At 42.5% G+C, this 11607-nt stretch carries 10 protein-coding genes and 2 tRNA genes; 4 read left to right on the forward strand and 8 right to left on the reverse strand.

Annotated features, from left to right (window positions below):
• A partial coding sequence (locus VHE99_02140) for a transposase (protein ID HVV67826.1) occupies window positions 1-111 on the forward strand: 111 nt, incomplete at its 5' end.
• Window positions 112-161: 50 nt separating this feature from the next.
• Here the strand turns inward: VHE99_02140 and VHE99_02145 are convergent.
• The 5 genes from VHE99_02145 to VHE99_02165 all read right to left on the reverse strand — a co-directional run bounded on the left by VHE99_02145 (window position 162) and on the right by VHE99_02165 (window position 3762).
• A tRNA-Gly gene (locus VHE99_02145) sits at window positions 162-237 on the reverse strand.
• Window positions 238-299: 62 nt separating this feature from the next.
• Complete coding sequence (gene pgsA, locus VHE99_02150; GenBank protein HVV67827.1) at window positions 300-863, reverse strand: CDP-diacylglycerol--glycerol-3-phosphate 3-phosphatidyltransferase; 564 nt, start codon at window positions 861-863, stop codon at window positions 300-302.
• A gap of 140 nt (window positions 864-1003) precedes the next feature.
• Window positions 1004-2830: an excinuclease ABC subunit UvrC gene (uvrC, locus tag VHE99_02155; protein HVV67828.1), complete on the reverse strand. Its 1827-nt coding sequence runs from the start codon at window positions 2828-2830 to the stop codon at window positions 1004-1006.
• 10 nt (window positions 2831-2840) lie between these two features.
• The gene (locus tag VHE99_02160) at window positions 2841-3494 is read right to left on the reverse strand and encodes a response regulator (GenBank protein ID HVV67829.1); all 654 of its coding nucleotides are present in this window, start codon (window positions 3492-3494) and stop codon (window positions 2841-2843) included.
• A 177-nt stretch (window positions 3495-3671) separates the two neighbouring features.
• A tRNA-Ser gene (locus VHE99_02165) sits at window positions 3672-3762 on the reverse strand.
• Between the two features lie 145 nt (window positions 3763-3907).
• Between VHE99_02165 and VHE99_02170 the strand changes: the two genes are divergently transcribed.
• Window positions 3908-4582 carry a Bax inhibitor-1/YccA family protein gene (locus VHE99_02170; protein HVV67830.1) on the forward strand — a complete coding sequence of 225 codons (675 nt, stop codon included), beginning with the start codon at window positions 3908-3910 and terminating at the stop codon, window positions 4580-4582.
• A gap of 59 nt (window positions 4583-4641) precedes the next feature.
• Here VHE99_02170 and VHE99_02175 read toward each other — a convergent pair whose 3' ends face one another.
• Entirely contained in the window at window positions 4642-5970 is a 1329-nt protein-coding gene (locus tag VHE99_02175; protein ID HVV67831.1) for a TraI domain-containing protein, read from the reverse strand.
• A 178-nt stretch (window positions 5971-6148) separates the two neighbouring features.
• Here VHE99_02175 and leuS point away from each other — a divergent pair, with 178 nt between their 5' ends.
• Window positions 6149-8599 carry a leucine--tRNA ligase gene (gene leuS, locus VHE99_02180; GenBank protein ID HVV67832.1) on the forward strand — a complete coding sequence of 817 codons (2451 nt, stop codon included), beginning with the start codon at window positions 6149-6151 and terminating at the stop codon, window positions 8597-8599.
• Window positions 8600-8838: 239 nt separating this feature from the next.
• The gene (locus VHE99_02185; protein ID HVV67833.1) at window positions 8839-10350 is read left to right on the forward strand and encodes a hypothetical protein; all 1512 of its coding nucleotides are present in this window, start codon (window positions 8839-8841) and stop codon (window positions 10348-10350) included.
• Between the two features lie 4 nt (window positions 10351-10354).
• On the opposite strand, the gene VHE99_02190 is transcribed toward VHE99_02185, so the two are convergent.
• Entirely contained in the window at window positions 10355-11212 is an 858-nt protein-coding gene (locus VHE99_02190) for a HEPN domain-containing protein (GenBank protein ID HVV67834.1), read from the reverse strand.
• Between the two features lie 66 nt (window positions 11213-11278).
• The gene (locus tag VHE99_02195; GenBank protein ID HVV67835.1) at window positions 11279-11605 is read right to left on the reverse strand and encodes a hypothetical protein; all 327 of its coding nucleotides are present in this window, start codon (window positions 11603-11605) and stop codon (window positions 11279-11281) included.
• Between the last annotated feature and the right edge of the window lie 2 nt (window positions 11606-11607).

Here is an 11607-nt window from a genome sequence, read left to right on the forward strand (position 1 = left end):
AATGGAATAACAGAAGGGTTCCATCGCAAGATGAAGTTGATTCAAAGACGTGCGTATGGATTTAAAAATTTTGAAAACTACCGATTACGAGTTAGAGTGTTATGTGGTTGATGAAGTGCCCCCTAAATTGGGAAAGACCCAAAGCATTTTGAAAAAGATACTGGAGCGGGAAACGAGACTCGAACTCGCGACCCCAACCTTGGCAAGGTTGTGCTCTACCAACTGAGCTATTCCCGCTTTTAGATTTATAGGTATTGTAGAATCTTTGACTCCAGTCAATCTCATCTGGAGGATGTGTATTATTCTTTATTTGTAGATAAAGTCAAGTCTGTCCATGCAGCTTTTAGATACATTATCATTGACCATAGGGTTAATAGCACTGCTATATATAATAAAACCAAGCCTATAACCTTCACTAACAGCAAACCGCTGGGCTTGTACAACACCAATATAATCAGCGATAACATCTGCACGACTGTTTTGAATTTCCCGATTGAACTGACTTTTACGCTGGTACGTTTACCAATTTCTGCCATCCATTCTCGTAAACCGGAGATAACAATCTCGCGCCCCACGATGATTGCGGCAGGAATAGCGACATAAGCTGATCCCATTTCACCTGCGATCAGCACTAAAGCTACAGCTACTGCCAGTTTATCAGCCACTGGGTCTAAAAAAGTGCCAAAGCGGCTGCCTTGCTTTAAATATCGCGCCAAATAGCCATCCAGCCAGTCTGTGATGGCTGCGATAGCGAATAGAATAGCGGCTACGGTATGCCCCCAAGGAACAGGCAAATAGAAAAATACCACGAAGATGGGAATGATGAGGATACGGATGAATGTGAGGATATTGGGTATAGTCATGGGACTATTCTACCAATGACTTAAGTGGATTTAAAAGCTTTAGATGTAGGCATTTTTGCAATTGATTGGCTAGGAGTTTATGAATAGCTGCTCTTCTTCCCTTAATAAGCATAGAAATCAAGCTAAGCACTATAACCCCCCTACTCCCCATGCAAACTATCATACAACCGCTGGGCTAAATCCAAACTAATACCCGGAACTTTAGCCAATTCCGCAACACTACTGCGCATCACACCCTGCAAACCGCCAAAATGTTTCAATATTTCACGCCGACGAGTGGGACCGATTCCTGGCACAGCTTCCAAGGGTGAAGTGGTACGCGCTTTCGCACGTTGCTGACGGTGGCCCGTAATGGCAAACCGATGCGCTTCATCGCGAATGCGTTGTATCAAATGCAAAACTACAGAATCAGGTTCAAAGTGCCAAGGTTGTGTATGGCCGGATAGAAAAATAGTCTCTAACCCTGGCTTACGCGTAGGTCCTTTGGCGACAGCCAACAGTGTCACTCCAACCACTTGCAGTTCTTCCAATACCTGTTCAGCTACAGATAGCTGGCCTTTACCACCATCAATAATAAGAATATCCGGCACCTCACCCCCCGTCGCTTTTATGCGGGTATAACGCCGCTCCAACGCCTGCTGCATGGCTGCATAATCATCACCTGGCTGAATATCCCGGATATTAAAGCGGCGGTAATCATCTTTAATGGGACCTTCCGTTCCAAAGACCACACAAGAGGCGACGGTAGCCTCTCCCATTGTATGGCTGATATCAAAACATTCTAAACGCTGCGGCAGACCTGGCAATTTGAAGGCTTTTTGTAAAGCTTCCAGCCATTGATAATAATTGAGCTGGCTAGACAGATGATTGACTAAAGAGTGGCGGGCATTCAGCAATGCCATATTGATCCATTGTTTTGGGAATCCGCGTGTTGGCACGGTCATGACTACTTTGCGTTGCCATTGTTCACTCAATGCTTCTATTATCCACTGGCCATCCGCCAAAGGCAGGTTGACATAAATACGATCGGGAAAAGACTCACCGCGTTGTGCGCTTAAGTAATATTGTGGCAGAAAAGAAGTTAGAACTTCTTCCTCTCTTGCTTCTTTCGGAGCCTTAGGAAAAAAAGATTTATTACCCAACAACCGGCCATTGCGAATATAGAGCACTTCTATACAGACCGCCCCTTCACGGCTAGTCACAGCAATCACATCTACATCGCCCTCATCCGTGCTAATCGCCTGCCGCGCTTGCATTTGACGCATGATATTGATCGTATCGCGTAAATGTGCCGCAGCCTCAAATTCTAAACGTGAAGCGGCTTGCTCCATTTTGTTTATCAGCTCTTGCATAACCGCTTCATTTTTGCCCCGCAAAAATAGGCGAGTACGCTGTACATCCTCCTGATAGGCAGCCACATCGACATAACCGACACAAGGCGCAGTACAGCGTTTAATTTGATATTGCAGACAGGGGCGGGTACGACTCTTGAAAAAAGGATCGCTACATTGGCGAATTTTGAACAATTTTTGTAGCACATCTAAAGTTTCATGCACTGCAGCCGCACTGGGATAGGGTCCAAAATACTCACCCTTCTCACGTTCGGGTCCGCGATGGAATGTCAAGCGCGGAAAATCACGATGTGCTGAAAGAAATAAATAGGGATAAGATTTGTCATCACGGAGCAGGATGTTATAACGCGGGCGTAATTTCTTGATGAGATTACTTTCTAACAGTAACGCTTCGTTCTCACTATGCGTTACCGTTACGGTCATATGATCTATTTTCTGTACTAGGGCTATGGTTTTGGTATCCAATGCACCTGCACGAAAATAGCTGCTGACCCTGTCTTTAAGATTTCGTGCCTTGCCTACATATAATACCTGGCCTTGCGCATTCATCATTTGATAAATGCCAGGACGGGTGGGCAGTGTTTCTATAAATGCCTTAGGATCAAAAGCACTCATTTTGCAGGATTTATTGGTTGGAATTTTCTATTAATCCTTGCCGCGCTGCCAGCAAGGTTAACTCAACATCATTTTTAACATTGAGTTTTTGAAAAGATCGGCTGCGGTAACTGTTGATCGTTTTGCGATTGATCCCTAATTTATCAGAAATTTCATGAATAGTCAGACCGTCGACAATCATCAAAACCACCTGCAATTCCCGCTCAGACAATACATCAAAAATAAACAAATCACCTGAATCTAGGCTTTTTAAGCCCAATTGCTGGGTCAAAGCTGGGCTAATATAACGCTGGCCTTCATGTACCACCTTAATGGCTTTTATCATTTCCTCAACGCTGCAATTTTTACTGAAGTAGCCAGCCACACCTTCTTTAAATAATTTAGGCAGTAATAATTCATCAAGACAAACACTGACCATTAATATCTTAAGATTAGGATCTATCGCTAATAGCGCATGCGTCGTTTCCAGCCCATCCATTTTAGGCATTTTAAAATCAAGTAACACCACTTCCGGTTTCAGTTCGGGCGCAACACGCACAGCTTCTTCACCGGAATTAACTTCGCCGACGACTTTAATGTAAGGAACATCCGTTAAAACACGTTTGATTCCAGCACGCACCAGGTCGTGGTCGTCTACTAAAAGGACACGGATATCAGGTTGCAAGTTAGTTTCCTTATCTATAGATAAAACCAAGGTGATAATTGCAATCTTTACAAAACTGCAACGACTCGCCAATTACGCAAAATCATCAAAACATTGCAATTATTTTATATTAATTTACCAAAACACTCAACCAAATCCCGAATTTTTCGCGTTGTTATCCTGGTTCTAATTTTTACTTGGCGGAGAGGCAGGGATTCGAACCCTGGGAGGGGGGTTGCCCCTCAACGGTTTTCAAGACCGCCGCTTTCGACCGCTCAGCCACCTCTCCGACTGGTGGGTAAAGAGTATACAATACATCAGGCACAACGCAACCTCCTTGGCATTTTTACACAGAAATTGGCCAATTCAGTTAACAACCAAAGCTTTATTTATGGTATAATGCAATCTGGTACAACCATTGGAGTTAACGACAAATGCAATCTAAAAATACTGCCGTCACTCGATCGCAGCAATCTATTTTAGCTACCAACTCAGTCTTAAGAAATACTTATTTTCTCCTTAGCTTGACGCTACTCTTTAGTGCAGCCACCGCAGCTTTTGCTATGGCTAGCAACACCAGAGGCCCAGGCTTAATCGTCACATTAGTCGGCATGTTCGGCTTACTCTACTTAGTCACGGCATTACGCAATAGTGTCTGGGGTATCGTCGCCGCTTTTGCTTTCACCGGTTTTATGGGATATACCCTAGGGCCTTTATTAAACAGCTTCTTACATACATTTGCCAACGGCGGCCAAATCATCATGACAGCCCTTGGCGCGACAGGTGTCATATTCCTGGCGCTTTCAGCTTATGTTTTAACTTCGCGCAAAGACTTTAGCTATTTGGGCGGATTTTTATTCGCAGCTATTTTGGTGGCTTTCATAGCAGGTATCGCTGGCGCCATATTCAGCATGCCGATATTGTCATTAGTGGTATCTGCGGCTTTTGCCCTATTGAGTTCTGGCTTGATTTTATTTCATACCAGTCAAATCATGAATGGCGGTGAACAGAACTATATTATGGCAACTATTTCCATCTATATTGCGCTTTTCAACTTATTCACCAGTCTGCTCAACATTCTTGGCGCCTTTTCCGGCAATCGTGATTAATTAAATTTAACCTTCCCTTGTGGCCAGCAAGGGGAGGATTTTTCGCAATCAATCTATATTTATGAAGTCCTACTCTGCGTAAAATTTTTAATCGCATCATGCTGCTGCTGCAACAAAGTCAAATCATGTTGTGCTAATTGCTGATTGGTAATTGATTCAACCGGTTGCAACTCAACCACTTGTTGCAATTCAGCAATATTCCCATAAATTAAACCGGTATTTTCTGGTGGAATAACCAAACCTTCACGAATCATAGGCTGACGGACTTTGGGCTTAGCTGCGATTTGAAATGCCGAACGCTGCTTATTCTGGTTTTGAAAAATATAAGCCATCTGACTCGGCTCAGGAGGTTTTTTGGTATATTTAAAATAAAATTGCGTAAACTGCAAAGTGCCTACTGTTGTGGTAGTCAACCCCAAAGCGATGAACTGTTTACAAGGCACAATCCAATCAATACGTTCACCGTAAGCATCACAAAAATACTTAAAAATTCTAGGGCATTCTAAAAATATCCCACCATTATTCAGTTTATACACACAGGCTTCAGGTGTGTCGACTAATATAGAGCCATTCTGCAAGCCTTGGTTTAACCATCCTAAAAAAGCTTCGCCAATTTCAGTTTCCTGTGGGGTAATGCTATCGACACGCAAGGGCGGCAAATGCTCTTTGGGTGGACGGTTTTGCCAACGTTTATTGACTAATTGCAGCCAATTAAAAATATCACCACCGCCGCTCTTCTCACCATTTAATGCACATAACAGTGACTGCAGCACGCGATTATCCTGTCCCAGCCAAATAAGACCAATCGCTGGAATAATCTGACGCGCCAAAAGTGTCGTCACTTCTTTAGCCAAAGTGACCCATTGATTTTCAAAAAAACGTACTCGGTAAAAATCACCCTTGCCGACGAGAGAACCTTCAAAAGGTGTCCAATAAGCGATGAAATTACCCCCGCGATCAGAAATAATCACTTTCTGGTTACTGGTAATTCGACCTACATCTTGCAACAGCGCAGCAATAATCACGGCATAAGCATGTTTGGCATCAAATTTATTGCCTGCTTCTTCTTTATAGGTTTGTACCATTAATTCCGCTCGTTCCAAACCATAATCCATTAACGTCCCAGGACCGCCGTTAATCTGAAATGGCAAGGCTTGCACTAATTCTAAAAAGTGCAAAATAAGCGGCTCATAGCACATTTGGTAATAACGCAGCTCTAAGCCGCAGTCTTTTTTGATTTTTTCTAAGACTAAACGCCGCTTGGGATGGGCTAGTAAGGCTTCTGCTGTGAGTACTGGATATAGGGTAGCTTTAGATTGTTGAGACATAGGCAGATTAATTTGCTGACCATTTAAGGTATTGGCAAGCTCCATTTTAAGAAAGGACATGGCTCATTCCATTGATTGAGCAAGTTATTGCAGGCGCACGGATTGATATGCTGACAAATTTATCGTTTGGGGAGTATACTATAAAATTGGCTTGCACCATAGTACTGTGCGCCCTCAATAGCACTGTATTGCCCCAATAGGCCTGACTCTTAAAAAAACTAACTCTTAAAGACCCCCCATGGAAAAAACCTACCAACCCAACATAATTGAACAAGCGGCTCAAGATTACTGGGCTAAACATAGCGTCTTTAATGCCAAAGAAGATAAAAATAAAGAAAAATTCTACTGCCTTTCCATGCTACCCTACCCCAGCGGCGAACTGCATATGGGGCATGTGCGCAATTACACCATAGGGGACGCCATTGCCCGCTATCAACGTTTGCGCGGTAAAAATGTGCTGCAACCCATGGGCTGGGATGCATTTGGCTTACCGGCGGAAAATGCCGCTTTAAAGCATAAAGTCGCCCCTTCCCAATGGACTTACCAAAATATCGGTGAAATGCGGGCGCAATTACAACAGTTGGGCTTCGCCATCGATTGGCAACGGGAATTAACGACTGCCAGTCCTGATTATTATCGTTGGGAGCAATGGTTATTTACCCGTTTGTACAAAAAAGGTTTGGCTTATCGCAAACTTTCTGTGGTCAACTGGGATCCGGTGGATAACACCGTGCTAGCCAATGAACAAGTCATCGATGGTCGTGGCTGGCGATCGGGGGCATTGGTAGAGCGACGCGAAATACCGCAGTGGTTCCTCAAAATCACCCATTATGCTGAAGAATTACTTAGCGAATTAAAGCATTTGCCCGGATGGCCTCTGCAAGTACGCACCATGCAGGAGAATTGGATCGGACGCTCTGAAGGTATAGCGATTCGTTTTGATGTTAAGAATTCCGATCAACTGGTACAAGTTTATACCACTCGGCCTGATACTTTGCTCGGCGTGACTTATCTGGCAGTGGCGCCAGAGCATCCCTTAGCGCTGGCAGCTGCTGAAAAAAATCCAGCCATCAAACAATTTTTATCTGAACACCAACATACCAAAACCGCTGAATCCGAACTGGCTACACTACCCAAACAAGGCTTAGATACCCTATTCCGTGCCATTCACCCCATTACCGGTCAGGAAATTCCCATTTGGGTGGCTAACTATGTGCTGATGGAATACGGCACCGGTGCAGTGATGGCCGTGCCAGCGCATGATGAACGCGATTTTGAATTTGCCAAACTTTATGACTTACCTGTTAAGCAGGTGATCAAACCGCAAAATGCTGTCTGGGATTTTACCCAAAGCGCATTCACGCAATCGGGGATTTTATTTAACTCTGGCACATTTGATGGCCTGACGACGGAAGAAGGCTTTAAAGCCATTATTGACCATTTGACGCAGCATGGCCACGGCCAACGCCAAGTGCACTACCGGCTACGTGACTGGGGTATCTCAAGGCAACGTTACTGGGGTACACCTATCCCCATTATTTACTGTCAACACTGCGGTATAGTGCCAGTCCCTGATAAAGATTTACCCGTAGTACTGCCTGATAACATTACCCTGGATGCCCCAGTTTCACCCTTAAAATCGCTGCCGGAATTTTACGAAACAACCTGCCCCCACTGTGGTTCGCACGCCACACGTGAAACCGATACCTTTGATACTTTTATGGAATCTTCCTGGTATTACGCGCGCTATACCTGCCCTGACCAACCCAAAGCCATGCTGGATGAGCGTGCCAACTATTGGTTGCCTGTAGATCAATATATCGGCGGTATTGAACACGCCGTATTACATCTGTTGTATTCGCGGTTTATTTACAAAGTGCTGCGCGATGAAGGCTTGATTAAGGGCAATGAACCGTTTACGCATCTCTTGACCCAAGGTATGGTGCTGAAAAATGGCGCGAAAATGTCTAAGTCTAAAGGTAATACCGTATCACCGCGGGATTTAATAGCGCAATACGGCGCAGATACGGTGCGGTTATTCACTATTTTTGCTTCTCCGCCTGAACAGTCACTTGAATGGTCAGACAGTGGGGTGGAAGGTTCTTATCGCTACTTAAAACGTCTTTGGGCTTATGCACAACAAGTGGGAGAATTTATCCGTTCTCAACCCGCACAGCCACTGTTAGATAAAACGCTCACTGAAGAACACAAAAGCTGGCGCAAGGCTATCCATGCAATCTTGCAACAAGCCAGTCAAGATATGGAGCGTTTACAACTGAATACGGTAGTTTCTGCGGCGATGAAATTACTGAATATATTGACTGATATTCCTGCTAATGTTGAAAACTTCGGCGTGATTCATGAAGGGCTTGGCATTCTGCTTTCTATCCTAGCGCCGATCACACCACATATCAGTCATCATCTGTGGCAAAGTTTAGGTTATGGCGAAGATATTCTGCAATCCAGCTGGCCGGTTGTGGATACTAGCGCCTTACAAACTGACACTATCAATCTGGTGGTGCAAGTGAATGGAAAATTACGTTGTAGTATCAATGTTCCCGCTGCCGCTAATGAAGAGTTGATTCAATCTTTGGCACTGGCAGACCCGCGTATTCAACAGCATCTTGCTGATAAGGTGCCTAAAAGGATTATTGTGGTACCAAAGAAATTGGTGAATATTGTGGTTTAAATAAAAAAACTAATACTTCCCTTCTCCCCTTGTGGGAGAAGGTGCCCGCTAGGGCGGATGAGAGGGTGAGTTTGGATTGGCTTTTAGTAAGAGCTACTGCACGCACACCCCTCATCCGCCCTTCGGGCACCTTCTCCCACAAGGGGAGAAGGATTGAGCCACTAGTTATTTGTGTGCATACCCTAGCCCACAAGGGGAGAAGGAGATGCTAACTAATATCTCTTTAACAGGCCATTTATATGCAGTTATTTTCATGGATGATCGGAAAAAAACTCTCTGCTGCTAAATCCCTACTCTTGTCATTGCTCATTCTGTTAACCTCCTCCGCCATCTTACACGCTAACATCACCCCCAACAAAGTCACCTTAATTTATGCAAATACGCTGTACCAACTATCCGCCGCCATCAATGCCAACCTCTGTCATACTCAGCACTTTATTGATCCGAATATCAGAAAATTGGCAGGAAAACCACTGGATCTCAATATACGACTCTTCGATATACCTAAACTGACTAACCCCGCATTACCTGATTACTGCGGGCATAATATTTTAGATATCGCCTCTGCAGTAAAAACCCTCAACAATCATGAAGTGGAAGAAGGCTTGCCATTATATTGGCTTGACCGCACAGCCATGCTTTTATTTGGCAACATTACACTCAAACAACTGTGGATGTTCTGCGTCGTATTACAAATTGCATTGATTGGGGTATTTAGTTTTTATTTACTCAGCATCGGCATTCGTTGGCCTAGCGTCTGGGTCGTGACGTTTCTAGCCATTCTCATTAACGTCAATACTTTAATGCTGGCAATTGACGTACACGGTTTTGTGCTACCTTGCATACTGGCAATTCTAGCACTTTATGGATTATCAGCACGCTTTGGCTTTTATCAAAAATTTCTTCCCCATATTTTATTCCTAATCGCCGTCACCAGCCTCGAATTCTGGTTATATTACGCCCGCTCGTCAGAATTATTTGCTCTGCTTTTTATCATGATTCTTTACTGCATTTTTTTAATACGCAAAGCGAAATCGAAAAGTGCAATCATCACTTTGCTCGTAGCTAAATGCATCATTATCCTGGTATTTACTTGGCTAACCGCGATTGAATTGGGCCCGCATGCCACGAATAAAACTCACCCCGTCGTGCATATGTTGGTCTTAGGCCTGAATGATCCACCCAACGCTTTTGCCAAACAGCTGGGAATTAGATGGAACGATAAAAATAATCTGAAATTTGCACAAGAAATCAATCCCCAAGTCCATATCCTTTACACCAACGCCTACGACCAAGCGATCTCAAAATATTATTTTCTTTTATGGAAAAACAACACCAAGGAGATGCTGGCTGTTTATCATTTAAAAATTTATACCATCACCAGCGGCATCATTAAAGGTCTAGTCGCGCATTTTCAATCTAACTACGGCATCAATGTGGGCTTTTTATTTTATCCCTTCCTGATAATGAATGGTTATGTTTTTGTAGCCTTGCTGATGTTAGGTATTCTTTTTCTGCTACCTGATGTTTGGCGCGCCTTCTCAAATACCAATTACTTAGTCTTGGCATTAACGATGTTAGCCTTACTGAACTTACTAGAAGGAATATTAATTATTACCGCACTTCGCTACTTAACCACATTTTCATTTTATTTTTTGGTTTTGGTTTATGTGTTTTGGGGTACGGTTGTGTATGCAATATGGACTTGGGGTAAAAAATTGAAAATGCCTAGGAATGATGCCAACGACTAGGTACTCACACAAAACTATCAATTTTTTCTTGGCAAATTAACTCGCCAAGCTTTTTTAATTCTTCAACTTGTTGATACAATTGCACTAACTCTTCATGAGTAATGAGATAATTAGGTTTATAACGTGCTTCTACATACGCTTTTTTAAGTAATTTAAATAGTCTTTTACTTTCTGTATTATCTAATTGAAAAATGTGTGTCAACCGATAATCAACTGAATTAGCTAACTTTCTTAAAATTGCTAAATCATGGGTATTAGGTTTATAACGAGTAAAAACTAACAGAATTCCTGAATATAAACGTTCTACTGCTTGATGCAATTCAAACGCAGCATCCGCATAATATTTTTTAAGCAATTTTATTTGAAAAGTTTCAAGCAGTCTACTTGCACTTGAAAACCAATAATCAAAATCTTCTCGTGCAAATTTTTTTCTTTCACTGGGCGACAACTCCTTGGCTTCCTTCAATTGAAACTGACCAGAATCATATAACAGAACCCCTTCTTTTTTTATATCAGTAAAAAAAAATTGCGCTTTACTTAAACGTCTATTGACAAAGTCAATATCATGCACAATAACAGATACCGGTGTTTTAATATCCTCATTTTTCTCAATTTTATCTTCTATATCACGCTCCAGCTTGGCTTGAGCCGACTCGCTGCGTGTGTTAACAATAACCAAAATATCAAAGTCACTTTGATAGCGATAGTGGTCTTCGTCGTACTTATCTTCTATCCATTTATCCCGCGCGTAACTACCAAACAAAACTATCATCTCCGGTATAAAAATTTCCCTGATAGTTCTCACTATATCCGCAAGTTCTTTTTGCTTATTAGAGGGCAAATAATTTACGTTGGTCTTCATTAAATACCTCTTAAGTTTAACTACCCAGTAAATTCTGAGCGTCAGCAAACAACTATTTTTTATTTTTCAAATACTCGATTTTTCAACTACAATTTCTTTTAATTCTCTTTTGTGCAACAATGACCATAGATCATCATAAAAAAATTTATCTATTGTAGAAATATACTTTGCAAGAAAATGGTCTTCAACCATATTTGGACGAATATCACAGTAATAAACGCCATCTAATGCATTTAATTTTACAGTATAGGCTTTAAAATGACCCGGAAGGAAAGTTGCATTTATTCCATATCTATTAGATTTGTTGGATTTTTTCCTTTGTACATCATTTAAAAAAATAGCGATATGGGGAAGCGCTGTACCAGTTAATTTACTATAGAGAAGTTTGTCCAAAA

The sequence above is a fragment of the Gammaproteobacteria bacterium genome (assembly GCA_035546635.1).
Classification (GTDB): Bacteria; Pseudomonadota; Gammaproteobacteria; order JAURND01; family JAURND01; genus DASZWJ01.

What these genes read in the sequence shown, in the direction of transcription:
- uvrC (HVV67828.1), bottom strand. Translation starts at nt 2,830, where the DNA reads ATGAGTGCTTTTGATCCTAAGGCATTTATAGAAACACTGCCCACCCGT.
- VHE99_02190 (HVV67834.1), bottom strand. Translation starts at nt 11,212, where the DNA reads ATGAAGACCAACGTAAATTATTTGCCCTCTAATAAGCAAAAAGAACTT.
- VHE99_02170 (HVV67830.1), top strand. Translation starts at nt 3,908, where the DNA reads ATGCAATCTAAAAATACTGCCGTCACTCGATCGCAGCAATCTATTTTA.
- VHE99_02185 (HVV67833.1), top strand. Translation starts at nt 8,839, where the DNA reads ATGCAGTTATTTTCATGGATGATCGGAAAAAAACTCTCTGCTGCTAAA.
- pgsA (HVV67827.1), bottom strand. Translation starts at nt 863, where the DNA reads ATGACTATACCCAATATCCTCACATTCATCCGTATCCTCATCATTCCC.
- VHE99_02175 (HVV67831.1), bottom strand. Translation starts at nt 5,970, where the DNA reads ATGTCCTTTCTTAAAATGGAGCTTGCCAATACCTTAAATGGTCAGCAA.
- leuS (HVV67832.1), top strand. Translation starts at nt 6,149, where the DNA reads ATGGAAAAAACCTACCAACCCAACATAATTGAACAAGCGGCTCAAGAT.